The sequence below is a fragment of the Pseudomonas sp. NPDC087817 genome, from assembly GCF_044742875.1.
In the GTDB taxonomy this organism is placed as follows: domain Bacteria; phylum Pseudomonadota; class Gammaproteobacteria; order Pseudomonadales; family Pseudomonadaceae; genus Aquipseudomonas.
The window spans coordinates 16,896-42,060 of record NZ_JBIUVJ010000006.1; the positions used below are offsets into that span (position 1 = coordinate 16,896).

Here is a 25,165-nt window from a genome sequence, read left to right on the forward strand (position 1 = left end):
AACCGGCACATGATCTGTGCTGTTTTTGCACAGATTCCCGCCACTCGCTGAAACATAGATCCAGATCAACAAAGCCGATCTGCAAGCGCATTACCCTGCCGCGCTTTTGCGATCGACGCCGCCATGAACCCCACGCCTGCCCTCGCCGCCCCGGAACTGCTCGCCCCCGCCGGCACCCTGAAAAACATGCGTTATGCCTTCGCCTACGGCGCCGATGCGGTCTACGCCGGCCAGCCCCGTTACAGCCTGCGAGTGCGCAACAATGAGTTCGATCACGCCAATCTGGCACTGGGCATTCGCGAGGCGCAGAGGCAGGGCAAGCGTTTCTATGTGGTGGTCAACATCGCCCCGCACAACGCCAAACTGAAGACCTTTCTCAAGGACCTGGCACCGGTCATCGAGATGGCGCCGGATGCGCTGATCATGTCTGACCCGGGGCTGATCATGCTGGTGCGCCGGCATTTCCCACAGATGCCGATCCACCTCTCGGTACAGGCCAACACGGTGAACTGGGCCAGCGTCGAGTTCTGGCAGCAACAGGGCCTGAGCCGGATCATCCTGTCGCGGGAATTGTCGCTGGAGGAAATAGGCGAAATCCGCGAACAGGTGCCGGGCATGGAGCTGGAAGTGTTTGTCCACGGCGCACTGTGCATGGCCTATTCCGGGCGCTGCCTGCTGTCGGGGTACATGAACAAGCGCGATGCCAATCAGGGCACCTGCACCAACGCCTGCCGCTGGAAATACTCGGCCCAGGAGGCCACGGAAAACCAGCTCGGCGAGATCGTCCAGATCTTTCAGCCCGAACCGACCCTCGGCCTCGGCGCGCCAACCGACCAGGTGTTCCTGTTGCAGGAAGCCAACCGCCCCGACGAACTGATGCCGGCCTTCGAAGACGAGCACGGCACCTACATCATGAACGCCAAGGACCTGCGCGCAGTGCAGCATGTCGAACGCCTGACACGCATGGGCGTGCATTCATTGAAGATCGAGGGCCGGACCAAATCGCACTTCTATTGCGCGCGCACCACTCAGGTCTATCGGCGGGCCATCGATGATGCAGTGGCCGGGCGCGAGTTTGATCGAAGTTTGATGCTTGATCTGGAATCGCTGGCCCAGCGCGGTTACACCGAAGGTTTCCTGCGCCGTCATGTACATGACGAGTACCAGAATTATCAGCACGGCAGCTCCGTGTCGGAGCGCCAGCAATTTGTTGGCGAGCTGACCGGCGAGCGGCGTGATCGTCTGGTCGAGGTCAAGGTGAAGAACCGTTTTGCCTTGGGCGATCATCTGGAATTGATGACGCCCAAGGGCAACTTTCACTTTGATCTGCATGAACTGCACAACCTCAAGGGTGAAGCGATCGAGGTGGCGCCGGGGGATGGGCATACGGTGTATGTGCCGATTCCGGATGCGGTGGATTTGCGGTTCGGGTTGTTGATGCGCGATTTGCGTGATGCCTGAAAAGCCCCTCACCCTAACCCTCTCCCCGAGGGAGAGGGGATTGATTGGGGGATATTGCAGAGGTACGCCGACCTGGACGCGCAGCGGTGAATCCATAATCGACTCGCTTACTCAGGTCGATGTACAGCGTCAGACACCTCGGGCGGCACGGGCGGCCTTCCGATGAAGGCAGCTTTTCTTACGCCACAAACTCTTCACGCAACATCGCCACAAACGCTTCGCGCGCCGGGTGTACCCCGGCGTTTTCATGCCAGTAAAACAGGTTTTCGATGGCGGTCAGTTCAGGAAACTCAAAGCCCACGCACCCCGCGCCTTTGGCGTATTGCTCGAATACGCCTTTGGGCACCAGCGCCACGCCAGCCCCCGCACTCACGCAGCCGACAATCGCACCGTAACTGGCCAGGCTGACTATCGGCAGCGCCTGCCCCTGACGCAACAACCAATGCTCCAGCGCCGCCCGATACGGACAACCTTGCGGCCACATGAACACGGTTTTGTCTTGCAGATCATTGATATCGCGCACCGGCCCGAACGAGGTCGAAGCGATCAACAGCAACTCTTCGCGATACATTGGTGTGCGCTTGAGCTGCGAGCGTTCGACGTCCACCGCGACAATCGCCCCGTCGAGCCGATGACTGACCGTGTCGTCGAGCAACTGCCCCCAAGTGCCGGTGGTGAGTTCCAGCGCCACCTGCGGATAACGCTTGTGAAACTTCGCCAGCAGCCGTGGCAAGCGCCCAGTGGCTGACGACTCGATCGCGCCGATGCGCAGCGGCCCCGAGGGTTCGGCCGGTGGATCGACGGCGCGCTTGGCTTCTGCCGTCAGCGCGAGAATCTTTTCGGCATAGGCGAGAAACGTCTGCCCCGCCGGACTGATCCGCAGCCCCCGCCCCTCACGCAGAAACAGCGCCACACCCAGCTCGGCCTCCAGCGCCTTGATTCGCGCGGTGATGTTCGACGGTACACAAAACAGCTTTTCTGCCGCTCGCGCAATGCTGCCAACCTCGGCCACGGTCTTGAACATACGGATTTGTGCCAGCTCCATACCCATCACTCTGAGTGAACATTCAGCGCAGTATAAGTCAGTTGTGGCGAATGATCGGCCGCCCGGATACTCGGCGCATCAACCCCTCGGTGCCTCAATCATGCAGCCTCCCTCTTCCGTGAAAATTGTTCTGGCCATGGCTTTCGTCGTTGGCTGCTGGGCCTATTCGCCGACCGGCATTCACGTCGGCCTGCAAGCCTACGATCCCGGGCATCTGGCGCTGATGAGGTTTCTGCTGGCATCCGTGTTCATGGCAGTCATCGCCGCATTCAAAGGCATTCGCCTGCCGCGCCTGAACGATGTGCCGCTGCTGTTCGCCTTGGGCTTTTTTGCGGTCAGCCTGCATCACGTCGCGCTGAACATCGGCCAGCAAAGTGTCAGTGCCGGGGCGTCGAGTGTGCTGGCGCAATCGAGTCCGTTGTTCAGCACGTTGCTCGCGCGGTTCGTGTTCAAGGATCAGATCAGCGCCTGGCGTTGGGGTTGTGTGTTGCTCGGGCTTGTCGGCGTGGTGATTGTGGTCAGTGGCGATAGCGGCCTCGGCGAAATGGACGCGCATGGCTTGCTGATCCTGCTGGCGGCGCTGTCGTGGAGCATTTATTTCGCCCTGCAAAAGCACCATGCCCGCCGCTATGACGGCTTGAGCCTGGTGTGCTACGCGGTGTGGTCAGGGACGTTGTTGCTGATGGTTTATCTGCCGGGGCTGAGCGAGACCGTGATGAAAGCGCCGTTGCGAGTGCAATGGGCGGTGTTGGCGCTGGGGATTTTTCCCAGTGCACTGGCTTATCTGGCGTGGGGTTTTGTGCTCAGGCACGTGGATTTGAGTCGGGCGACGATGACGCTGTACCTGATTCCGCCGACAGCGATGGCTATTGCTTCGGTGGGATTGGGCGAGCGGCCGAGCATGATGGTGCTGGTCGGCTCAGCGGTGGTGCTGATCAGTGTGCTGGCGTTGAATCTGGAACAACGGATTTCGCTGGGGCGGACGGCTGGAGTTTGATCCAGGACTGTGCCGAGGCTGATGCCGCCATCGCTGGCAAGCCAGCTCCCACAGGGTTCAAAGATGTACATGGCAGTCACGTACACCCACAGAATTCAGGAGTGTATATAACTGCCGAGTACTCCCGCATAAGTGTGGGAGCTGGCTTGCCAGCGATGAGGCCGATGCAGACAACACATCAGGTAAACCAGATGCTGATCAGCGCCTGTCATCCGACAACGGCGTCGGTTCATCCGCAGGTGGCACATCCTCGACCGCTGGCGGATCCTTCCAGTCTTCCGGCCGGTCAACATCGCTCAACGGATCACGCCCCGGAGCCATCCCCGGCGGCACATCGTGATCGACCAGTGTCGGCTCATCCGTGCCAGGCATCGGGCGGGTCGGGTCGGTGGGGAGAACCCCACCCTGAAACAGCAAATCGTTAGCCATGACGCACCTCACCAGGGAGGTCCGGAAAACCCGGGCCGTACAGGTTGGAATCCCGCCTGTGTGAGCCGTGCTATCGAACGGACCAACGGCGATCAGCCTTGTGCAATGAAGCGGTCACGGCTGTTGCTCAGGTGCAGCCACATGGCGGCACGCGCCGCATCCGGATCCTGGCGCTTGATCGCATTCAGAATCGCCTCGTGCTCAAGGTTCGCCAATTGCCCCAGTTTGCTCAAGTCCGCCGCGCCCCGTTCGACGGCATTGACCCGTGCACGGGGAATCATCGCGCTGCCCAGTTGTTGCATGATCTCGCTGAAGCAGACGTTGCCGGTGGCCTCAGCGATCAGCAGATGAAAGCGCCGGTCCGCTTCGACGCAACTGTCGTTGTTGGCCAGCAGCCGTTGATAGTCGTCGAGCGCCTGACGCATCTGCAGCAATTGCTGTTCGCTGCGTCGCTGTGCAGCCAGTGCAGCGGCCTGCGTTTCCAGGCCCATGCGCAATTCGAGAATGCTGCGCACCCCCAGCGCCGTATCCACATTCAGACGTAGCCCCTGCTCCGGTGCACGCTCAATGACGAACGTGCCGATGCCGTGGCGCGTCTCGACCAACCCCGAAGCCTGCAATTTGGAAATCGCCTCGCGCACCACCGTGCGGCTGACCCCATGCTCTTGAACGATGGCGTTTTCCGACGGCAGCTTGTCGCCGGGCGACATCTGCCCGAGCAGGATGCTTTGAGTGAGTTTTTCCACCAGATCATGCGCGAGGTTATGCACGCGTTTTCGGGCGGGAGCGTCGAGGTCTTCTTGCATGGTCGGTTCCGCTGAGGGGGCTTGCGGATCGTAGCACTGAGCGGGTGGCTGACAAGCTTGATTCTAGCTCGGAACGTTATCGAACTTGTATGACAACAATCAATACCTATCGATTTCTCAGTACACTCTACAATTCAAAACAGCGAGAACCAAGCGATAAGCAACTACATCACTTCGCTATTCCGACCAATAAAACCGGGAATAAAACCCGAAATAGCATAAAAATGATTCCCATCAGAGGAAATTAATCGGTCCTCCCCACTTGTAGGACAAAAAAATCAAGTTGTATGATGTCTATCAACATCGCAACACACAGACCTACCCCGCATAAAAATAATCAGTGGGAGAAAACCAAGTGAAAACCTCCGTCTCCGGGATGAACGAGGGCGTTGATTCAACGCTGGCGTCCGCCATCTCGAAAGTGAAACGCCACGTCCTGCCGCTCTTCGTGATCATGTTCATCGTCAATTACATTGACCGGGTGAACATCGGCTTCGTCCGCACCCACATGGAACACGACCTGGGCATCGGCGCCGCCGCTTACGGCTTCGGCGCCGGCCTGTTCTTCATCGGTTACGCGCTGTTCGAAGTGCCCTCCAACATGCTTTTGCAGAAAGTCGGCGCGCGCATCTGGCTGACTCGCATCATGCTCACCTGGGGACTGGTCGCCGCCGGCATGGCGTTCATCCAGAACGAAACCCACTTCTACGTTCTGCGCTTTCTGCTCGGCGTGGCCGAAGCCGGGTTCTTTCCCGGGGTGATTTATTACTTCACCCGTTGGCTGCCAGGCGTGGAACGCGGCAAAGCCATTGCGATTTTCCTCAGTGGTTCGGCCGTGGCGTCGCTGATCTCGGGCCCGCTGTCCGGGCTGCTCCTGCAAATCGAAGGTCTGGGCCTGCACGGCTGGCAATGGATGTATTTCATTGAGGGGATGTTTTCGGTGTGCCTGTGCGTGTTCGTCTGGTTCTGGCTCGACGCCAAACCCCACGACGCAAAATGGCTGACCCGCGCCGAACAGGATGCGCTGGTCACGGCCATCGACGACGAACAGAAGGCCCGCGAGGCCGCCACACCGATCCGGCCATCGATGGGCAAACTGCTCAAGGATCGCCAGATCATTCTGTTCTGCCTGATCTACTTTTTCATTCAACTGACGATCTACGCCGCGACCTTCTGGCTGCCGAGCATCATCAAGAAGATGGGCGAAATGAGCGACTTCCAGGTCGGCTTGTTCAATTCGATCCCGTGGCTGCTGTCGATTGTCGGCATGTATGCCTTCGCCACGTTCTCGGCCAAGTGGAAACACCAGCAGGCATGGGTCGCCACCGCCCTGTTGATCGCTGCGGCGGGGATGTTCATGTCCACCACCGGCGGGCCGATCTTCGCCTTCGTCGCGATCTGCTTTGCGGCGCTGGGTTTCAAATCCGCCTCGTCGCTGTTCTGGCCCATTCCCCAGGCGTATCTGGATGCGCGCATCGCCGCCGCAGTCATCGCCTTGATCAACTCGGTGGGCAACCTCGGCGGCTTCGTCGCGCCGACCACGTTCGGCCTGCTCGAACAACACACCGGCTCGATTCAGGGTGGGCTCTATGGCCTGGCCGCGACCTCGATCATCGCTGCAATCATCGTGTTCTTCGCACGGACTACAGCGAAACCCGCACCGGCCATCGCCGTGGCCGACGCCACGCCGAAACACGCCTGACTTTCCGTTTCCAGGGATAAAAACAATGAACGCACACGACACCGCCAAAGCCCCGATCATTACCGCCATGCAAGTCGTCCCGGTGGCCGGTCACGACGGCATGCTGCTCAACCTCAGCGGCGCCCACGGACCTTTCTTCACCCGCAACATTGTCATTCTCAAGGACAACGCCGGGCACACCGGCGTCGGCGAGGTGCCCGGAGGCGAACGCATTCGCCAGACCCTGGAAGACGCACGCAGCCTGGTGATCGGCAGCCCGATCGGCACGTATCAAAAGATCCTCAACCAAGTGCGTCAGACCTTCGCCGACCGCGACGCCGGCGGCCGTGGCCTGCAAACCTTCGACCTGCGCATCACCATCCACGCGGTCACCGGCCTCGAAGCCGCCCTGCTCGACCTGCTCGGCCAGCACCTCGACGTACCGGTCGCGGCGCTGCTCGGCGAAGGTCAGCAGCGTGATCAAGTGAAGATGCTCGGCTACCTGTTTTATGTCGGCGATCAGCGCGAAACCGACCTCGCCTATCGCAGCGAACCGGATGCGGATAATGACTGGTTTCGCCTGCGTCACGAGAAGGCCATGACCGCCGAAGCCTTGGTACGTCTGGCTGAAGCCGCGCATGCGAAGTACGGCTTCAAGGACTTCAAGCTCAAGGGCGGCGTCCTCAGTGGCGATGCCGAAATCGAAGCGGTGACGGCACTGGCCGAGCGCTTCCCGGAGGCGCGAATCACCCTCGATCCGAACGGCGCATGGTCACTGAAAGAAGCGATTCGTCTGTGCCGTGATCAGCATCATGTGCTGGCTTACGCAGAAGACCCGTGCGGTGCGGAAAACGGTTATTCCGGTCGCGAAGTGATGGCCGAATTCCGCCGCGCCACCGGGCTGAAAACCGCCACCAACATGATCGCCACCGACTGGCGCGAGATGGGTCACGCGATCCAGTTGCAGTCTGTCGACATCCCGTTGGCCGACCCGCATTTCTGGACCATGCAGGGTTCGGTGCGCGTGGCGCAGATGTGCCATGAGTGGGGCCTGACCTGGGGCTCGCATTCCAATAATCACTTCGATATTTCCCTGGCGATGTTCACCCACGTCGCAGCGGCTGCACCGGGTGAAATTACCGCCATCGACACCCACTGGATCTGGCAGGACGGCCAGCGCCTGACCAAAGCGCCGCTGCAAATCGTCGACGGTTGCGTGCAAGTGCCGCAGAAACCGGGGCTGGGCGTAGAGCTGGACATGGACCAATTGGCCAAGGCCCACGAACTGTATAAAGGCATGGGCCTGGGCGCACGGGATGACAGCGTGGCGATGCAGTTTTTGATTCCCGGGTGGAAGTTCGATAACAAGCGGCCGTGTCTGGTGCGCTGACGCTTTCAATGCAAACTCCACCGTCCCTGTGGGAGCTGGCTTGCCAGCGATGGTGGTGGATCAGCTAAATAAATGTCGACAGACCTGACGCCATCGCGGGCAAGCCCGCTCCCACAGGGTTCAGGGCTGCCCTGAGATTTGTAGCAGCCAGTTTTTGAACGCGAGCATCGCCGCGCTCTCCGGCCGCGACTGCAACCGCGTCAGCCAATAACTGCCGGTGGTGATCTCGACGGCAAACGGCTGGCAAATCGCATCGGCCGCCAATTGCCGGGCGAACATCAGCGGCGGCGCCAATGCCACCCCGCCGCCCTGCAACGCCGCTTCCATCATTGCCAGTGACGAGTCGAAGACGATGCTCTGCGGCGGCGCTGCCTGGGTCGCCAAACCCGCCGCCTGAAACCACTCCGGCCATTCATCGGTGCGATAGGAACGCAGCAAGGTCTGCTGCAACAAATCCCCGGGCGTGTGCAATTGCCGGGCGATTTCCGGCACGCACAACACCGACAACGGCGCGTCGAGCAACCGCGTCGCTTCGATACCATGCCAGGCGCCAGCGCCGAAACGGATCGCGTAATCCAGCCCTTCAGCGGCAACATCCACCCGGTTGTTATTAGTCGACAGGCGTAAATCTATGAGCGGATGTTTCAATCGAAAGTCCGCCAGCCTCGGCAACAGCCAACCTACGGCGAATGTGCCTACCGCGCCAACAGTCAACATCTCGCGGTACTGTCCCCCGGCAAGGCGCTCAAGAATCTGCGCGATGTGGTCAAACGAAGTGCTCAACACCGGCAACAAGGTTTCGCCTTCACTGGTCAGCATCAGCCCGCGGGGCAAGCGTTTGAACAGGGTTACGCTGAGCTGCGCTTCAAGGCTTTTGACCTGATGGCTGACGGCGGCCTGGGTCACGCACAGTTCCACGGCAGCGCGGGTGAAGCTCAAATGACGCGCCGACGCCTCGAAAGCGCGCAGTGCGTTGAGCGGCAATTGCGGTCGAATCATGCCCAGCCCTCAATTTTTCTAATGGCTCATCCGAGTTTTCATCGTTTGTCGATGAATGCCAGACTGCCTAAATTGTCGGCGCTGATCAGCCACCTGACGTTTCAATTGCCCGCAGTCTAGCGGGATAACGCCATCAACACTCATGGAGAGTGGTTCACTCATGTCATTCATCAACCCAAGCAAAGTCATTTCCCGCAGCGCTTTCGGCCTGTTCTTCGGCGCCGCTGCCTGCGTTGCCGCACCGCAAACCGACGAACAACTGCAAGCAGTGGTCAACGCTGCTGTCACGCCCGTGATGCAACAACAGAACATTCCTGGCCTGGCCATCGCCCTGACCGTCAACGGTAAGGCGCATTACTTTAACTACGGCGTCGCCGCCAAGGACACCGGGCAGAAAGTCAGCGAAAACACCCTGTTTGAAATTGGCTCGGTGAGCAAAACCTTCACCGCAACGCTCGCCGGCTACGCCCAGGCGACGGGCAAACTGGACCTGTCGACCAAGGCCAGCCAACTCTGGCCGGAACTAAAAGACAGTGCCTTCGACAACATCAGCGTGCTGCAACTGGGCACCTACAGCGCCGGCGGTTTGCCGCTGCAATTCCCCGCAGAGGCGGATTCGGCGGACAAGATGCTCGGCTATTACCAACAATGGAAACCGGCTTATCCGCCCGGCAGTCATCGTCAGTATTCCAATCCCAGCCTGGGTTTGTTCGGTTACCTGACGGCAAAGAGCCTTGGCCAGCCGTTTGATCAGGCCATGAGCGAAACCCTGCTACCGAAACTGGGCCTCAAGCACACCTACATTCAAGTGCCCGCGTCCGAAGAGCACCTGTATGCCAAGGGATATGACAAGCAGGATCAACCGGTTCGCGTGAGTCCGGGAGCATTGGATTCCGAAGCCTACGGCATCAAAACCAGCGCGGCGGACATGCTCCGTTACGTCGAAGCCAACCTGAAACCCGCGAGCCTGCAACAGCCGCTGCAAAACGCCGTCGCCGCGACCCACACCGGTTATTACAGTGTGGGCGACATGACTCAAGGCCTGGGCTGGGAGCGCTATGCCTACCCGATCAGCCTGAGCAAACTGCAGGCCGGCAACTCGACAAAGATGGTGACGGACGCGCACAAGGCCAATTGGCTGAATCCGCCACAGCCTGAACCGGCCAATGTGCTGTACAACAAAACCGGCGCAACCGGTGGATTTGGCGCGTACGTGGCGTTTGTGCCGTCGAAGGATCTGGGCATCGTGATCCTGGCCAACAAGAATTACCCGAATGCGGAACGGGTGAAAATTGCGCATGAAATCTTCAGCACCCTGACTGAATGACATAAATCCCCTCACCACAGGGTTCTCTACTCACAAAAAAAATGGGCGACCTCTTGAGGTCGCCCATTTCGTTTCAGCGCTTAAAGCTGCGCCTGCAACCGCCACCCGATGACATCCATCAAGTCACAACTGTCACGCAATGGAATCGCCAACACCCGGGCGAAATCCTGCAACAACAAGGCATCGTGTCCCTTGCCCTCCTCCAGCGACAGGGTTTCCATCAACTGCGTCACGCAGCGCAAGCGATACGCGGCCGTACCGTGCAACACGTCAATGGGGGCTTCGCTGTCGATCAGCAAACATGGAATCTTGCAGTCGATACCGGTGATGGGGATGTAGCGCGCCATGCTTGAACCTCCGTGTTCAATGTTGAGTTGCGATGTGCAGTGGGTCGAAATTGTCCAGTGCGCGGTTGACCAGCAACTCGCCAATCACGGCCAACTGCTGAATCGCCAAGGCGAGGCTGCGCTGGGAATCGTCCAGTTTGCAGGCCATGTCGGTGGTCAGAACGTTAAGTGAGGCGAGGGTTTCGCAGGCGTGGGTGAGTAGCGTGGGGGTGTCGATGTCGGGGCGGAGGGTGAAGACGTAGCTGACGGGATCGGGGTGATTGGGGGCGCGGAGGCGATTGTTGCGGGAGTCGAAGGATCCTGAAGTCATGGGAGATTCAGGAGGACTCGGTGTGTGTTTTTTCATGTGAAAAAGTTCTCTATTGAATTTTATGGAGCCACCCACTCACTTCCACATGAAAGGTGGCAGCTGTACGCAGGTGTGGAAGACCTGGGAGAGAACGAAACCCCGGCGCACTCGAAAGTGCTCCCGCGCACAGCCGCCATAAAACGCGGCGATGTTGACATAAAAATGTCTACCTGCGCTTCATGAAAGCTTGTTTCATTCTCTCTCCAGCGGACTTCCACATCCGACCACTGTTTTTTTCAGCGGCCAAAGAAGGTTATCCCCCTGCCCCACAGCGCACCAGTTCACCACCGCCGCCGCGACTTGCAGGAAAAATCCACGGCAGACGCAGGCCTTTGCCTCAGACATTTCTGTAGGAATATGCTGCAACGAATTTTTGATCAGCAGGCAAATAAAAATGGGCGACCTGCTGAGGTCGCCCATTTTTTTGATTCAGGCCATGCCTTCAATCATCCGGCATTTCCGGTGGCTTGCTCGGTTTTGCAGGCTTGGTCGGCTTGGCGCCTTTTGCACCTTTGGCCGGTTCCGGCACGGCGGCGGCCGGGGCCTGTGCGGCGGCTGCAGCGGCCGCTTCCTTCTCGGCCATTGGCATGGCGTCGATGGTGTCGAAGATTTTCTTCAGGTCCACCGACTTCGCTTCATCCCCCGATGCCGAGAGTTTGGTCTCACCGTCCTTGCCCACCAGGAACACTTTCGGATATGCCCCGGCACCCAGCTTCAGCGAGCGCAGCAGTGCCATGGTGTCCTGCTGGCCGAGATCCTTGCCGTCGAGCTGACCGGTCATGTTGAGGATGGTGTAAACCTTGATGTTGCGGTCGGCCACACCTTTTTTGTTGGCAGGATCCTCCAGCGACTTTTTCAGGCTCACCCACACGGGGTCAACGGTGCTTTGCGCGATGACGATCAGCGGTCGGGCGCGGCCCAAGTCTCCAGCAGTCGGCGAATCGTTGTCAGCGGCGAACAAGGGGCCGGCAATCGCCAGCAAGAGTGTCAGGGTCATTGACCTGATGAGCATGCGCATCTCCTTTTGATATCCACGCTCTAATGATTGCGCATCGTGGCGATTGTTCCGGGGTGAGCCGGCAAATATGTTTCGCCTTGTCAGAAGCTTAGGTCAGCCCGGACATTGCGCAACCGGATGCGCGCAATCGTGACGTGGATTTGATTACCTTGCATGAGCGCATTAGGGTGGCAGTTCTGCCGACGAAACGGAGTTCACCCGCATGCACATCGACTATCTTTGCGATCACCCCGAACTGATTGAAGAACTGGCCGAACTCAACTTCAAGGAGTGGGGTGAGTTCCGGACAGGTGACACCCTTGAGGCGCGCACCGAACGCATGCGCGCGGCATGCGGCAAGGGTGCGATTCCCAGCGTCGTGGTGGCGATCGAAGACGGCAAGTTACTCGGTGGCGCGCTGCTGATCGACAGCGATATGAAAACCCGCCCGGACCTGACGCCGTGGCTGGCCGGGGTTTATGTGAAAGCCGGAGAACGTGGACGCGGGATTGCTTCGCAACTGGTCAATCGGATTGTTGAAGAGGCTGCGGGGCTGGGTGTGCGGGAGTTGTATCTGTACACCGACGCCGCGCAATCACTTTATGCGCGGCTGGGTTGGGAGGTGGTCGAGGATCTGGTCTACGAAGATTTGCCGGTGACGATCATGAAGTACACTTTCGCCGACTGAGACAATCTCTGTGGCGTGGGTGCTTGTCTCAGCCCAGTGCCAAATCGAGTGCCGCCAGTAATTGTGACGGTTCAATGCAGTGCTCGCCGAGTCTGAGTACCCCGCCGTCGAGATCAACGCTCAGCATTACCGATGCGCGATCTCCAGGATATTTGCGCAGGAGCAAGTCGATGCCACTGGCTGTCTCGTCCGCCGTGCCGATCAAATCCCATAGGCTGTCGCCAAGATCCAGCAACACTTGCTGACGCTGCTGATCAACCACAAGCGGCGCATACAGCCAATGGCTCATGCGCATTTCTCGCGGTTCGACGGTAATTGCGATGCGGCCATCGCAATGAAAGGTGGTTTCACTCATGGTCTTTCATCAAAACGCCAATTTGTAACCGATCAACACCAGCATCGTCGCCAGGCATGGGCGCAGCACTTCATCGGAGATGCGCCCGGTCAGGTGACTGCCGAGCCAGATGCCCGGCAACGAACCCACCAGCAAAAAGCCCAGCACGCCCCAATCCATGTTGCCCATGCTCGCGTGGCCAAGACCTGCCACCAGTGTCAGCGGCACGGCGTGAGCGATTTCGGTGCCGACCAGACGGCGCGTTGGCAACAGCGGGTAGAGGATGAACAGCGCGACCGTGCCCAGGGCGCCAGCGCCGATCGAGGTCAGGGCAACCATGGTGCCGAGGATCAGACCGGTGATCACCGTCATCACGTTCAGCCGCGAACCGCTGGGGTTGTAGTTGCCACCCGCGCGTTTGTGGGCGAATTCGAGCAGGCGCTTCTTGAAAAAAATCGCCAGCGCCGTCGCGAACAGTACAAAACCCAACGCCTGCTTGATGATGGCGTTCATCGCGTCCGGCGCGGTGTGCAGGGTGCTGAGGAACCACAGGGTCATGGCCACCGCCGGCACGCTGCCGAGGGTCAGCCAGCCGGTAATGGCCCAATCGATGTTCTTGTTCTTTCTATGGACGAGCACACCACTGGATTTGGTAATGGCCGCGTACAGCAGGTCGGTGCCCACCGCTGTCGCCGGGTTGATGCCGAACCACAGCAGGATCGGCGTCATCAAGGAACCGCCGCCGACACCGGTCATGCCGACGATAAAACCCACCACCAGCCCGGCAATCACCAGGCCGAAATTTGCCAAATCCATTAAGACGTCCAGAAAAACGACAGGAAAAAACTGGCCCGCAGCATAGCGATTTTTCTTATAACCACATATATCGATGCGGTCTATCGTTATGCCATATCGAACTCGCAATCGCTCTACTGTAGGAGTGAGCCTGCTCGCGATAGCGGTTTATCAGTGACCGATTCAGTGACTGACCCAACGCTATCGCGAGCAGGCTCACTCCTACAGGGGGTATTTTGGTGAGCCGCAGATTAGTGCACTCGCCGACCCGGTTTGAAGCTGTGGGTTTTGTTGATCCACACCGTCGCCAAGGCGATCAGCGAAAGGATCAGCAGCGCCCACGGAAACGACATCGCGCCTGCCCGATTCAGTAACAAGCCGCCAAACAATCCGCCGCCGGCAATCGCCACGTTCCAGGAGGTGGTGAGCATCGCTTGCACCACGTCGACATGCTCACCGGCCGAGTCCGCCGCCGAGGTCAGTAGCAAGGTGGCCGAGCCGCCAAACGACAAGCCCCACACCGCCATGCAGGCATAAATGAGCAATGCTGACGGTGTAATCAGCGCCAACACCAGTGCCGTCAGTGCAAATACCGCGAGACTGATCAGCGTCAGCCAGCGCAACCAGCGATCCACCAACGAGCCGATGATCCAGATCCCCACCAGCGAACACAGGCCGAACACCAGCAACACCAGATCGACCCGGTCCGCGAGACCGGCCTGCAGCAGAAACGGTGAGATGTAGGTGTAGAGAATGTTGTGCCCGAGCATCCACGTCAGCACCACGAACAGCACCGGCCGCACGCCCGGCAGGCGCAACGATTCGAGCAATGGCAGACGTTCATCACTGGCCTGCCCCGGTCGATCCGGCACTGCGATGACGATCCACGCCGCCAGCACCAGGGCCAGCGCCGACATGATCCCGAACGAGGCACGCCAGCCGATCAGATTGCCCAGCCATGTCCCCGCCGGCGTGCCCAACGACAACGCCACTGGTGTGCCGAGCATGGCAATCGCCAGCGCCCGCCCCTGTTGATGCACCGGCACGATCCCGCGTGCATACCCGGCCATGATCCCCCACGACAGCCCCGCCGCCATCCCGGCGAGAAAGCGCGAAGCCAGGGTCAAACCGTAATGGCTGGAAAACGTGGTGATGGTGTTGAACAGCAGAAACCCGCCCACCGTCATCAGCAACACACGCCGCCGAGGCCAGCCACGCGTGGCAACGGTCAGGGGAATCGCCGCGACAATCGAGCCCAGCGCATACAGCGTCACCAGTTGTCCGGCGAGCACTTCGCTGACGTTCAGCCCTGCGCCGATCTGTGGCAGCAGCCCGGCCGGCAGGGTTTCGGTGAGGATGGCGATGAAACCGGTCATGGCGAACGCCAGCAACGCGGCATAGGGCAGTTTGTCGGCACGGGCGGTGCGATCGACACGGCTGAAATCGGCGCTTGCGGGGTGGGTCATGAGGGGTGCGGCTCCATTTTGATCAATAGCGGCGATGGATTGTATACAAAAAACCGCACTGGCTATCCGTCAATGTGGGAGCTGGCTTGCCAGCGATGAGGTCGGGTCAGGCGACGTTGTTTTGTCTGACCCACCGCCATCGCTGGCAAGCCAGCTCCCACAGGGATTTGTGCTGCATTGATCAGCATCACCGCCCAACCGAACTCACTGCACCGGCAAGAAATTCAGGAACAACAGACTCTGCGCGTAATTCAGACCGATCCGCCGGTAGCGCTCATCGAGCATTTGCGTCAGCAAATCCAGGCGCGCGACGATTTTGCTGAACTCGGTGGCGAAGCTCAGGTTGCTGCCCTCCTCCGAGATCTCATTGGAGAACAACAACGGCTGGCCTTCCTTGTTCTGCCGTTGCGACAGAATCCACATGGCCTTCTCAATATTGCGCGCAGAGTTGTGCACAAACGTCGGGTTGATCGCATCGGTCATGTAGAACTCGGTGCGATTGCCATGGGCAGTCACCAGCATGCTGCCAATGGCATAGATGAACGCACCGACCCGGTCACCGAGAAACTCCGGGCTCATCGCATAGCTGAGCGCGGCCAGATCCTTGCGACCGCCGAGCACCGGCAGCGGCTGTTGCTGCTCGATCGCCAAGCGCAACTGTTTCACCGCCGTGTTGATATTGAGGAAACCGGATTTGCGCAGCTCCTCGGGGTTGCGCAGGTACAGCTTGCCCATCAAGCGGTAGAGGCTGTTGAGGTTGTCGCGCATCGCCATCGTGGCCATGCGATCGACGCTGGTCTGCAGGAATTCCTGCGGCTGACCTTCACGCATCTGATTGAAGAAACCGTTGCCGTCCTGATGGCTGCAACCGCTGAACAACAGCGACGACAGACACACCAGCAGCAAGCACGGTCGGCGAAAAAATACGGTGATCAGGTCAAAAACGCTCGGCATGAATTCTCGAACAGGCACATTCCTGTGCGGCGGGAGTCACCGCATCCTGGCCATGGATAGAGCCGCCGATTGCAAAAAAGTGCAGTGCTCACAGTGTTTCCCGACCTTCGGCAACCATTTAGTCCGACTTTATCATTGCAATAAACGCTTAATCGGCTATAAATTTTCACTCAAATCTTAAATAGCATGACTATTACCATCCCTATGTAGGAACGGCCTGCGGCAGCTCCTATACCGGGATTTGAAAACAACAACAAAAAGGAAGGTCAACCATGCTTCAATCCCGTCACCTGCTCTCCGGCCTCGGACTCTCTCTGATGATCGCCACCCTTTCCGCCAACGCGGCGGGCCTCAGCGCCGAACACAAAGCCTTCGGCAAAACCAATGACGGCACGCCCGTCGAGCAATACATCCTGCGCAACAGCCATGGCATGCAAGCCACCGTCATCACCTACGGCGCGACCCTGCAATCGCTGAAAGTGGCGGACAAGCACGGCAAGTTCGACGACGTCGTGCTCGGCTTCGATGATGTGCAGGGCTATCAGAAAGGCACCGCGTATTTCGGCGCGACCATCGGCCGCTTCGGCAATCGCCTCGCCGAGGGCGCGTTCGAACTCGATGGCAAGCGCTATCAAGTGCCACAGAACGACAAGACCAACGCGCTGCACGGCGGCACATCAGGCTTCGATAAAAAGGTCTGGAAAGCGCAGGAAACCAAGGACAAGGATTCGGTCGGCGTGACCCTGACCTATCTGTCGGCGGACGGCGAAATGGGCTTTCCAGGCAACCTCACCACTGAGGTGACCTATCGCCTCACCGACAACAACGAACTGCGCATCGACTACAAGGCCAGCACCGACAAACCGACGGTGCTCAACCTGACCAATCACAGTTACTTCAATTTGGCCGGCGCGGGAAATGGCGACATTCTCAAACAGGTCGCGACCCTGCATGCCAGTCATTACACCCCCGTCACGGCCAAGTTGATCCCGACCGGCGAACTGGCGCCGGTAGCCGGCTCGCCGATGGATTTCAGCAAACCGACAGCGATTGGCACGCATATAAAAGCTGATCATCCGCAGTTGAAATTCGCCGAACCAAAACAGGGCGGCTTCGATTTCAATTGGGCGCTGGATACCAAGGGTGATGTAAACAAGGTCGCCGCTGAAGTCAGCGATCCGCAGTCCGGCCGGCATCTGCAACTGTTTACCAACGAACCGGGCGTGCAGTTCTACACCAGCAACTTCCTCGACGGCACGGTCAAGGGCAAGGGTGGCAAGGTGTATCCGCATTGGGGGGCGTTTACTCTGGAGACGCAGCACTATCCTGACTCGCCGAACCAGCCGGACTTCCCGAGTACGCGTCTGGACCCAGGGCAGACTTACACCCAAAGCGTGGTGCTGAAGTTCTCCACAAAATAGATCCACACTGGATCTGTGGCGAGGGAGCTTGCTCCCGCCGGGCCGCTAAGCGGCCCCCGTCATCTATCGTTTTCGAAGCTCTTGGGAACGGCAAAAACCCTGACAATATCCTCACCACAGGCAACGTCATAAAACCTGCTTTCGTAGAAATCAAAGAGCGTCTCTACACCGCAGTTGGAAAAATGCCTTCTGACTTCTTCCATCTCTCGCGACACCGATGCGACGGGGTCACTCTTTAATTTCTCCACAAAACCATTAGAGGATGGTTTTGGATAAACAAAGATATTGGGGATCGCTACACCCTGCTCCTCCAGAGCTTCGAAATCGGTGTAACTCACAGCATAAAAGTGCTTGTTATCAGTGCCCGTCGCAGTCAACGCCTTTATTGAGTTCAGAAGAAACACGGCGAGACCGGTCAGAAAATCGGAGACTCGGTCACTGCTCATCTGCGCCTGCAAAAACGCCAATCGGCTGTATCGTGAAACAAGCGGTATCTCTTCAAAACTCTCATAGCTTGAAAAGAACACCCCCATATCGTTATAGGGTTCCTGGCTAATCACCTTGCTGTAAAAGTCTGTCAGCTTCATCTTCCCGAACATTCCATCAGATCTCAAAACCCTCTACTGTCCGCTGTGCAATGCTGGGCCGATTAATTTGTCGTACTGTTCGCGCCATCGCCCAGCCACCAGTAGAGAAGCGTTTCGTCTTCTATATCATCGATATTCTTGTAAACGTTCGCGTAATACCATTGAAGCCCGGTCTCCTCGCGGAACGCGTCGAAGAACAGTGCGATGTTATCCATTCCGGTCTTCGCGGGAATGGCCAAAGTCAAATTCCCTTTGTATACGCCGTCCAAGGCACCGTTGAGATGGTTGGCAACGTCCGCCTCCAGCCTCGCCAGACGCTCTGGCGAAATGTGGCTGGAATAGATGTGAATACAGAAATTACCTCCCCTTCTCAGTACCTCGGCGTGTGTCTGAGAATTTTCCAGGGAAACCACATCGCCTCTGGCCAGATTCAACGCCAGCCCCGGTGATGAAAGCAATTCATAGGTATGCTCAGCCAGTTTTCTCGCGGGTAAAGATTCAAACACCGCCCCTTTGGAGTTCTTTCCGGCATACACGCGAATATGTTTTACAGATCCTTCGTCTACCATCCAATACTCCTAACCTGGTGCTCTAAAGCAAAATCAGACCCTGTACACACAGAGCGAGGATCAAATGCGGTGCTCAAGAAAGCTGTAGAAATTGCTGATGAAGTCTCTCCGTAGACCCGGCAGTATCCTCTTCAAGATCAGGAAATAAAGATAGACCGGTGTGCCGCCATCCCCTTCCTCTTCCCAGATTTCCTCTGTCCCAAAGCAACAGAGCACAGCCCGAACAAAATTTGCAAAACACTCATCCGTCTTACGGTACTGCTGCTCCATCTGCCAGAGTTCAACCTTGAGCTTCTTTCGGAATGCCTCATCACTTTCTATTCTTTCCCGCGAGAGGCCTGCCTTCAGATAGGGAAGCAACAACTCCAATTTGGCACTGGAAATAGCGTGAAGCTTGCCTCTCTGGATAAGACCCAATAGATAACGAGTGTACTCACAGGTCATTTCTCCAAAAGACACACTCGCCTCAAGCAGCTGTTCTTCCAGGCGATCAAACTCATTATTTTCCAAACTATCCAGCATCATAAAATGCTTCTTCCATTCCTGACCGATGCGTGGCTACAGCAGACGCAGTTGTCGACTGTTACAGAAAAAGGCCCACTCTTTACTGGGCCTTTAAATCACAGACGCTCGCGTTCAGTGAGCGTCTGTTGTATCTGACCAGTCAGATCATCCCTCGATCAGCCCGGCGCTTTTCAAGCCCTCGCGCATGCCCTGATCCGCCTGTTCGCACCACTGCTTGAGCGTCAGGTCCGATGGCAGGTTGGCTTCCAGCTTCTGGTATTTACCTTCCGTCAGCACTTCCCCCTTACGACCGTTGGCTTCGCTCTTGTCGCCTTCGCTCTTGTCCATCTCACCCGGCATCTCGGAGACAAACCCCACCATTTTATTGGCGTTATCCACGCTGTCAGCTTTCAGCAAGCCCTTGTCAACGCAATGCTTGATCAGGCCGGCCGTGTTACGCCCCATGTCGTAAATCCCCTTCAGCGTGACAGCGTCCGGCCCCTCCGCGTGGGCAACATTGACGGTGCCGAAAGCGGCGGTGATTGCAAAAATGAAAGCGGCTTTTTTCATGTTTATTCCTTTAAAGATGAGGCGGGTTGTTGAATACAGAACTATGACTGAGGCTTCCTACTTGCGAAATTATATCTCGCCATACTGACAACGCTTTCACTCTCGTCCTCAAGCAGCTTCTCCAGGATTGCAATAGGCGCTTTTCTATTTGCAGCTATTGCCCCCCTGACAAGAGAATTGGGGTCTTGAGAAAGACGCTCAAACAATGTTTGCGATAACTTTCGCTTTGAAGCAACAAAATACCGGACGTCATCGAATACACACAGCTCTTCAAGAATTTCCACCGGCACCGTTTTATTGTGCGCAACCCATCTTCTGTACTCGGGGAATTTCTCGATCACCTCACGCCATACCGAAATCGGCGCCTCTTCCATAGCGGCTCGATCGTACTCGTCTTTCACTTCACTGCCACGCAGCGCCACAAACTCTTCAGCAGAGCTAATCATATTGCTTCCTTACATTCATTGCAGTGACCTTATGCACCGTCACTACCAGGTACGTCATCCGTAAACTGCTTCATGGCAAGCCTGACCAGCAGTGCGGATTAGAGCGCTGCAATCAAACGATTAAATGCACGTGCGCAGCGCCGTTGTTTTGCATCTCTAATCATCGAATCGTGAGTGAACGGTTCAAACGTTTCGCGAACCGCTTTCTTAGCTATTGCATTGAAGTGTGCATTATCAAAATCACACTCCAGCGTTGAAACCGTATAAGAATTGCGCTTGGACCACTGATCGAATCGTATTACGATTTTTTCGTCAAAAATCAGTGCCCCATCACTTTTATCCTCGAAAAAGAAGAACTCCTTACGATTCGTATCGACATGCCCCGTTGATGTAGCAAATGGCTGCATCCTTAAAAGCGAAGTCAGCCTTACCCCACCTGCAATACCAAGACCTCCTCCCAGACTCTCACTCGCGAAAAAATACTGCTTGAAAACAACCATTATTTTTCTACGAAAATAAGGAACTTCGTACGCTTTCTCGAAAGAATGAAATCCATTCGGATCGCCGATCAGTTCAAAATCGGCGCTTATCAAATCCGCCCCGGAGAAGCCTTTCAACCCAAAAATACCCGGCTGAAGATTACCCGCCCCCTCTATAAACAACTGAACAAGCTGATGAAAATCATTAGAAATCACATATTCCCTTATTACGCGCTACCGGCGTTCGTACCCGCGGCATGCTCCTCACTAACAATGGCTCCCAGCTGTCTCAGTTCAGGCACACGCGAAGAGTCTGGATCGGAATCGATGCCCGCTCGTGCGGATTTCTTGAGCCGATCCACACTCATCGTTTTATCAAGGCATCTTAAAACACACGCACAGGCTGGCGCTATTGCCGGTCAGAGTGGCGATGAGTCATCAAACTTCATGCCAGATATCACAAAGCCCCTGCGGATCAAGGTCCTGAGCAAAACCTACCGTCTTCCTGCGTCACTTGAACCGAAACAAACAACGAAAAGTGCGCAACTTCTTGCGCAGTGGTGTGCAAGAAGTTGCGCACTTGGCTACAGGCCATGTATTACGTGGGCTGTAGCGCATTTACCCAGTCAAAACAGGCAGAGCACTGCGCAACTTCTTGCGCACTTGCCCGGGCAGGTGTTTAACGAAAAATTGTTAAATGAAAAGCGCAAGATCGAAAGATCGCAGCGTTCGGCCAGGAGCTGCCGAAGGCTGCGATCTTTTGCGTTTTGAGCCTCATGGAACCCCTGCGCTATCCTGCTGCCCACTAAAAGGTATCGACACGTTCAGAAAGGAGGATTGCATGCGTACTCTCGAGTTGGCCGGTGTGCAGGTGCCGGTGATTGGCCAGGGCACCTGGCGCATGGGCGAAGACCGTTCGGCGCACACGCGTGAAGTGGCGGCGCTGCGCACGGGTATTGAGTTGGGCATGACCCTGATCGATACAGCGGAGATGTACGCCGAGGGCGGTGCCGAAACAGTCGTCGGCGAGGCCATCGCCGGGCTGCGCGATCAGGTGTTTCTGGTGAGCAAGGTCTACCCGCACAACGCCAGCCGCGCAGGCATCCCGCAGGCTTGTGAGCGTAGCCTGCGTCGGCTCGACACCGATTACATCGACCTCTATCTGTTGCATTGGCGCGGCCAGTATCCGCTGGAAGAAACCGTCGAAGCGTTCGAACGCCTGCGCGAAGAAGGCAAGATCGGCCGCTGGGGTGTGTCGAATTTCGATGTCGACGACCTCGAAGAACTCTCCAGTTCAGCCTGTGCGACCAATCAGGTGCTCTACAACCTGGAAGAGCGTGGCATCGAATTCGGTCTGCTGCCGTGGTGCCAACACCAGCGCATGCCGTTGATGGCCTACTGTCCGATTGGCCAGGGTGGCGCGATGCTGGCTGAACCGCTGCTGAAGCAGATCGCCATTCGTCATGGCGTCACTCCCGCACAGGTTTCGCTGGCGTGGATTCTGCGTCAGGATGGTGTGATTGCGATTCCCAAGGCTGTGCGACCGGAACATGTGCAACTCAATGCACAAGCGGCGCAGCTGCAATTGGAGGCCGGGGATCTGGCGGCGCTGGACCAGGTGTTTCAAGCGCCACAACGCAAGCAGCGACTGGCCATGGTCTGAGCCAGCGGCTGGCGAGGGCTTCGCGATGAGAAGCACTGATCAGTACGACCCCTTCAACCTGCAACGATTTGTCCAGGCCCAGGACCCGGTGATCGAACGGGTCCAGCGTGAACTCGACGAGGGCCGCAAACGCAGCCACTGGATGTGGTTTGTCTTCCCGCAGTTCGCCGGGCTGGGCGGCAGCGAAATGTCCCGACGCTATGCCATCGGTTCGGCCGAAGAGGCCCGAGCCTATCTCGATCATCCATTGCTCGGGGCGCGGCTGCGCACCTGCACGCAACTTGTATTGAATGTGCAGCTACGCTCGATCGCCGAGATTTTCGGCCATCCCGATGACTTGAAATTTCACTCCTCGATGACGCTATTCGCCCAGTTCACCGCTGACGACAGCCTGTTCAATCAGGCGCTGGAACGCTATTTCCACGGCATTCTCGATGAATGGACGCTGCAACTGCTCGACTCAAAACAGGCCCAGTTGCCCCCCGATCAGGGTTGAGAAATCGTCGTCGACAAACGGCAGAATCGCATCCGCCACCGGTTGCAGTTGCCGGGTGATGTAGTGGTCGTAATCGATGGCGGCGCGGCGCACTTCCAGCGGCTCGGGGCCGGCCAGGGTGATGACGTAGCTGATCCAGCCACCGTTCTGGTATTGCCGAGGGCGCCCGTGCTGGGCGTTGTAATCGTCCGCCAGGCGCGCCGCACGCACGTGCGGCGGGACGTTGCGCTCGTAATCGTCGAGTGTGCGGCGCAGGCGCTTGCGGTAGACCAGTCGCTCGTCGAATTCACCGGCGAGGGTTTTGCGCACGTAGTCGCGTACGTAGTCCTGATACGGCTTGCGCTGGAAGATCCGCTCGTAGAGTTCCTGCTGAAATTGCCGGGCCAACAGCGACCAGTCGGTGCGCACGGTTTCCAGGCCTTTGTAGACCATTTCCTCAGTACCGTCGGCGCGGGTGACGAGACCGGCGTAGCGCTTCTTGCTGCCCTCCTCCGCGCCGCGAATGGTCGGCATCAGAAAGCGTTTGTAGTGAATTTCGAATTGCAGTTCGAGGGCGCTTTCCAGACCGTACTCATCACGTACATGCGCACGCCACCAGTCGTTGACGTGTTTGACCAGCGCATGGCCGATGGTTGCCGCTTCTTCTTGCCCGTGCGGGCGACGCAGCCAGACGAAGGTTGAGTCGGTATCGCCATAGATCACCGCGTGACCCTGCTCTTCGATCAGCTTGCGCGTGCGCAGCATGATCTCGTGGCCGCGCAGGGTGATTGATGAGGCCAGCCGCGTATCGAAGAAGCGGCAGCCGCTGGAGCCGAGCACGCCGTAGAAGGCGTTCATGATGATTTTCAGCGCCTGCGACAACGGCGCGTTGTGCTCGCGCTTGGCCGTCTCGCGGCCCTCGGCGACCCGCGAGACGATGGCCGGCAGGCAATGGCGGGTGCGCGAGAAACGTGCGCCCCTGAATCCCGGCACTGAATCGGCGTCGTCGGGGTGCTGCAAACCTTCGATCAGCCCCACAGGGTCGATCAAAAAGGTGCGGATGATCGACGGATACAAACTCTTGTAATCGAGCACCAGCACCGATTCATACAGGCCCGGTTGCGAGTCCATGACAAAACCACCGGGACTGGCCTGCGGCGGGTTGGTGCCGAGGTTCGGCGCAACAAACCCCTGTCGATGCATCAACGGCATATACAAATGGGTGAACGCCGCCACCGAACCGCCGCTGCGATCCGCCGGTAGCCCGGTGACGCTGGCGCGCTCCAGCAAAAAGGTCAGCAGTTCAGTCTTGGCGAAGATCCGCGTGACCAGTTCGCAGTCCTTGAGGTTGTATTTGGCCAGCGCCGGTTTGTCCTCGGCGAACATGCGGTTGATTTCGTCCATACGCTGGTACGGATTGTCGATGGACTTGCCTTCGCCAAGCAGGGTCTGCGCGACGTTCTCAAGGCTGAACGAAGGAAAACTCCAGGTCGCCGAGCGCAGCGATTCGATGCCATCGATGATCAGCCGCCCCGCCGCCGAAGCGAAGTAGTGATTGCGACTGCCGTGTTCGCGCCACTGCATCTCTTCGCCGCCACGGCCGATTTTCAGCGGCACGCCGAGGCGTCGCGCGTGTTCGTGGAGGATGCGCAGATCGAACTGGACGACGTTCCAGCCAATGATCGCGTCGGGGTCGTGCCGCGCAAACCAGTCGTTGAGTTTCTTCAGGATGAGCGTGCGCGAGTCGCAGTATTCGAGGTCGAAGTCGACGATGCTGGCGTCACCGTTCGGCGCACCGAGCATGTACACCTGGCGCTCGCCGCAGCCTTCCAGGGCGATGGAATACAACTCACCGGTTTCGGTGGTTTCGATGTCCAGCGAGACCAGGCGCAGTGTCGGCCGGTACTTGGGGTCGGGTTTCAATTGCGCGTTGAGCAATACGCCGTCGGTATCGGCGGTACCGTTGAACAGTACCGGCGCGGTGATGAAACGCTCCATCAGATAGCGTTCCGGCGGGCGCACATCAGCTTCGAAGACATCGACACCGGCACGATTGAGCGCGGTTTCCAGGCGCATCAACTGGCCGTGCTGCTGGCAATACAGGCCAAGCACCGGGCGATGCTCGAAATCCTGCAGGGCCAACGGGCGCAGTTCGACATTCTTTTCGTCGTGCAGCAGGCGTTCGGCCGCCTCACGCTGTTCGGCGGGGATAAACGCCACCGACGGCTGATGCGGCAAACGCACACGGCGCGGACCGGCGTCGGTCGCCAGCCAGAACTCGACTTCGGTGCCGGCCGGGGTATCGCGCCAATGCCGGGTCAGGACGAAGCCCTGCTGTAAATCCACCACTGCGACCTCAGGAATTGAAACAGAGGGGCATTCTACG

28 protein-coding genes are annotated in these 25,165 nt (G+C 58.0%); 9 read left to right on the top strand and 19 right to left on the bottom strand.

Annotated elements, in window-relative coordinates:
• The first annotated feature begins 123 nt into the window (after positions 1-123).
• Positions 124-1,461: a tRNA 5-hydroxyuridine modification protein YegQ gene (gene yegQ, locus ACIONG_RS08220; RefSeq protein ID WP_401298054.1), complete on the top strand. Its 1,338-nt coding sequence runs from the start codon at positions 124-126 to the stop codon at positions 1,459-1,461.
• 178 nt (positions 1,462-1,639) lie between these two features.
• Here the strand turns inward: yegQ and ACIONG_RS08225 are convergent, their stop codons facing one another.
• On the bottom strand, positions 1,640-2,506 hold the full coding sequence (locus tag ACIONG_RS08225; RefSeq protein ID WP_401298057.1) for a LysR family transcriptional regulator: 867 nt from the start codon (positions 2,504-2,506) through the stop codon (positions 1,640-1,642).
• Positions 2,507-2,606: 100 nt separating this feature from the next.
• Here ACIONG_RS08225 and ACIONG_RS08230 point away from each other — a divergent pair, with 100 nt between their 5' ends.
• Positions 2,607-3,503, top strand: coding sequence for a DMT family transporter (locus tag ACIONG_RS08230; RefSeq protein ID WP_401298059.1), 897 nt, complete (start codon positions 2,607-2,609; stop codon positions 3,501-3,503).
• A 198-nt stretch (positions 3,504-3,701) separates the two neighbouring features.
• Here the strand turns inward: ACIONG_RS08230 and ACIONG_RS08235 are convergent, their stop codons facing one another.
• Together ACIONG_RS08235 and ACIONG_RS08240 are read right to left on the bottom strand one after the other, a co-directional pair.
• Complete coding sequence (locus tag ACIONG_RS08235) at positions 3,702-3,932, bottom strand: hypothetical protein (RefSeq protein WP_401298062.1); 231 nt, start codon at positions 3,930-3,932, stop codon at positions 3,702-3,704.
• 92 nt (positions 3,933-4,024) lie between these two features.
• Positions 4,025-4,738: a FadR/GntR family transcriptional regulator gene (locus tag ACIONG_RS08240; RefSeq protein ID WP_103306632.1), complete on the bottom strand. Its 714-nt coding sequence runs from the start codon at positions 4,736-4,738 to the stop codon at positions 4,025-4,027.
• 355 nt (positions 4,739-5,093) lie between these two features.
• Here ACIONG_RS08240 and ACIONG_RS08245 point away from each other — a divergent pair, with 355 nt between their 5' ends.
• Both ACIONG_RS08245 and gudD read left to right on the top strand, forming a co-directional pair.
• Complete coding sequence (locus ACIONG_RS08245; RefSeq protein WP_401298066.1) at positions 5,094-6,440, top strand: MFS transporter; 1,347 nt, start codon at positions 5,094-5,096, stop codon at positions 6,438-6,440.
• A gap of 25 nt (positions 6,441-6,465) precedes the next feature.
• The gene (gudD, locus tag ACIONG_RS08250) at positions 6,466-7,809 is read left to right on the top strand and encodes a glucarate dehydratase (RefSeq protein ID WP_401298069.1); all 1,344 of its coding nucleotides are present in this window, start codon (positions 6,466-6,468) and stop codon (positions 7,807-7,809) included.
• Between the two features lie 120 nt (positions 7,810-7,929).
• Here gudD and ACIONG_RS08255 read toward each other — a convergent pair whose 3' ends face one another.
• Entirely contained in the window at positions 7,930-8,808 is an 879-nt protein-coding gene (locus ACIONG_RS08255) for a LysR family transcriptional regulator (protein ID WP_401298071.1), read from the bottom strand.
• Between the two features lie 160 nt (positions 8,809-8,968).
• On the opposite strand from ACIONG_RS08255, the gene ampC reads away from it, so the two are divergent.
• Positions 8,969-10,135: a class C beta-lactamase gene (gene ampC / locus ACIONG_RS08260; protein ID WP_401298074.1), complete on the top strand. Its 1,167-nt coding sequence runs from the start codon at positions 8,969-8,971 to the stop codon at positions 10,133-10,135.
• Between the two features lie 80 nt (positions 10,136-10,215).
• On the opposite strand, the gene ACIONG_RS08265 is transcribed toward ampC, so the two are convergent.
• The 4 genes from ACIONG_RS08265 to ACIONG_RS08280 form a co-directional block, all read right to left on the bottom strand.
• A complete protein-coding gene (locus ACIONG_RS08265) occupies positions 10,216-10,482 on the bottom strand; it encodes a hypothetical protein (RefSeq protein ID WP_103306637.1) in 267 nt (88 codons plus the stop codon).
• Positions 10,483-10,498: 16 nt separating this feature from the next.
• Positions 10,499-10,792 carry a DUF6124 family protein gene (locus tag ACIONG_RS08270; RefSeq protein ID WP_401298077.1) on the bottom strand — a complete coding sequence of 98 codons (294 nt, stop codon included), beginning with the start codon at positions 10,790-10,792 and terminating at the stop codon, positions 10,499-10,501.
• A 231-nt stretch (positions 10,793-11,023) separates the two neighbouring features.
• Complete coding sequence (locus ACIONG_RS08275) at positions 11,024-11,251, bottom strand: hypothetical protein (RefSeq protein WP_401298080.1); 228 nt, start codon at positions 11,249-11,251, stop codon at positions 11,024-11,026.
• Positions 11,252-11,273: 22 nt separating this feature from the next.
• Positions 11,274-11,843, bottom strand: coding sequence for a DUF4174 domain-containing protein (locus tag ACIONG_RS08280; protein WP_401298083.1), 570 nt, complete (start codon positions 11,841-11,843; stop codon positions 11,274-11,276).
• 208 nt (positions 11,844-12,051) lie between these two features.
• Between ACIONG_RS08280 and ACIONG_RS08285 the strand changes: the two genes are divergently transcribed.
• Positions 12,052-12,516 carry a GNAT family N-acetyltransferase gene (locus ACIONG_RS08285; protein ID WP_401298086.1) on the top strand — a complete coding sequence of 155 codons (465 nt, stop codon included), beginning with the start codon at positions 12,052-12,054 and terminating at the stop codon, positions 12,514-12,516.
• 28 nt (positions 12,517-12,544) lie between these two features.
• On the opposite strand, the gene ACIONG_RS08290 is transcribed toward ACIONG_RS08285, so the two are convergent.
• The 4 genes from ACIONG_RS08290 to ACIONG_RS08305 form a co-directional block, all read right to left on the bottom strand.
• On the bottom strand, positions 12,545-12,871 hold the full coding sequence (locus tag ACIONG_RS08290) for a hypothetical protein (protein ID WP_103306643.1): 327 nt from the start codon (positions 12,869-12,871) through the stop codon (positions 12,545-12,547).
• A 9-nt stretch (positions 12,872-12,880) separates the two neighbouring features.
• Complete coding sequence (locus tag ACIONG_RS08295) at positions 12,881-13,666, bottom strand: sulfite exporter TauE/SafE family protein (protein WP_103306644.1); 786 nt, start codon at positions 13,664-13,666, stop codon at positions 12,881-12,883.
• A gap of 230 nt (positions 13,667-13,896) precedes the next feature.
• Complete coding sequence (locus tag ACIONG_RS08300; RefSeq protein ID WP_401298090.1) at positions 13,897-15,111, bottom strand: MFS transporter; 1,215 nt, start codon at positions 15,109-15,111, stop codon at positions 13,897-13,899.
• A 204-nt stretch (positions 15,112-15,315) separates the two neighbouring features.
• Positions 15,316-16,065, bottom strand: coding sequence for a hypothetical protein (locus tag ACIONG_RS08305; RefSeq protein WP_401298093.1), 750 nt, complete (start codon positions 16,063-16,065; stop codon positions 15,316-15,318).
• A 272-nt stretch (positions 16,066-16,337) separates the two neighbouring features.
• Between ACIONG_RS08305 and ACIONG_RS08310 the strand changes: the two genes are divergently transcribed.
• Positions 16,338-17,486: an aldose epimerase family protein gene (locus tag ACIONG_RS08310; protein ID WP_401298096.1), complete on the top strand. Its 1,149-nt coding sequence runs from the start codon at positions 16,338-16,340 to the stop codon at positions 17,484-17,486.
• Between the two features lie 59 nt (positions 17,487-17,545).
• Here the strand turns inward: ACIONG_RS08310 and ACIONG_RS08315 are convergent, their stop codons facing one another.
• From ACIONG_RS08315 to ACIONG_RS08340, 6 genes are all read right to left on the bottom strand, one after another.
• Positions 17,546-18,073, bottom strand: coding sequence for an Imm15 family immunity protein (locus ACIONG_RS08315; RefSeq protein ID WP_401298099.1), 528 nt, complete (start codon positions 18,071-18,073; stop codon positions 17,546-17,548).
• Between the two features lie 62 nt (positions 18,074-18,135).
• Positions 18,136-18,642: a DUF4265 domain-containing protein gene (locus ACIONG_RS08320; protein ID WP_401298101.1), complete on the bottom strand. Its 507-nt coding sequence runs from the start codon at positions 18,640-18,642 to the stop codon at positions 18,136-18,138.
• 60 nt (positions 18,643-18,702) lie between these two features.
• Positions 18,703-19,167, bottom strand: a complete 465-nt coding sequence (locus ACIONG_RS08325; protein ID WP_401298104.1) for a hypothetical protein — start codon at positions 19,165-19,167, stop codon at positions 18,703-18,705.
• 144 nt (positions 19,168-19,311) lie between these two features.
• On the bottom strand, positions 19,312-19,716 hold the full coding sequence (locus ACIONG_RS08330; RefSeq protein ID WP_401298106.1) for a hypothetical protein: 405 nt from the start codon (positions 19,714-19,716) through the stop codon (positions 19,312-19,314).
• Positions 19,717-19,757: 41 nt separating this feature from the next.
• Complete coding sequence (locus ACIONG_RS08335) at positions 19,758-20,162, bottom strand: hypothetical protein (RefSeq protein ID WP_401298109.1); 405 nt, start codon at positions 20,160-20,162, stop codon at positions 19,758-19,760.
• A gap of 98 nt (positions 20,163-20,260) precedes the next feature.
• Positions 20,261-20,857, bottom strand: a complete 597-nt coding sequence (locus tag ACIONG_RS08340) for a hypothetical protein (protein WP_401298112.1) — start codon at positions 20,855-20,857, stop codon at positions 20,261-20,263.
• A gap of 625 nt (positions 20,858-21,482) precedes the next feature.
• Here ACIONG_RS08340 and ACIONG_RS08345 point away from each other — a divergent pair.
• Entirely contained in the window at positions 21,483-22,304 is an 822-nt protein-coding gene (locus ACIONG_RS08345) for an aldo/keto reductase (RefSeq protein WP_401298114.1), read from the top strand.
• Between the two features lie 25 nt (positions 22,305-22,329).
• Positions 22,330-22,800: a DUF1810 domain-containing protein gene (locus tag ACIONG_RS08350; protein ID WP_401298117.1), complete on the top strand. Its 471-nt coding sequence runs from the start codon at positions 22,330-22,332 to the stop codon at positions 22,798-22,800.
• Here ACIONG_RS08350 and ACIONG_RS08355 read toward each other — a convergent pair.
• Positions 22,765-25,125 carry a DNA polymerase II gene (locus ACIONG_RS08355; protein WP_401298120.1) on the bottom strand — a complete coding sequence of 787 codons (2,361 nt, stop codon included), beginning with the start codon at positions 25,123-25,125 and terminating at the stop codon, positions 22,765-22,767. The two genes, ACIONG_RS08350 and ACIONG_RS08355, sit on opposite strands and share 36 nt — an antisense overlap.
• Between the last annotated feature and the right edge of the window lie 40 nt (positions 25,126-25,165).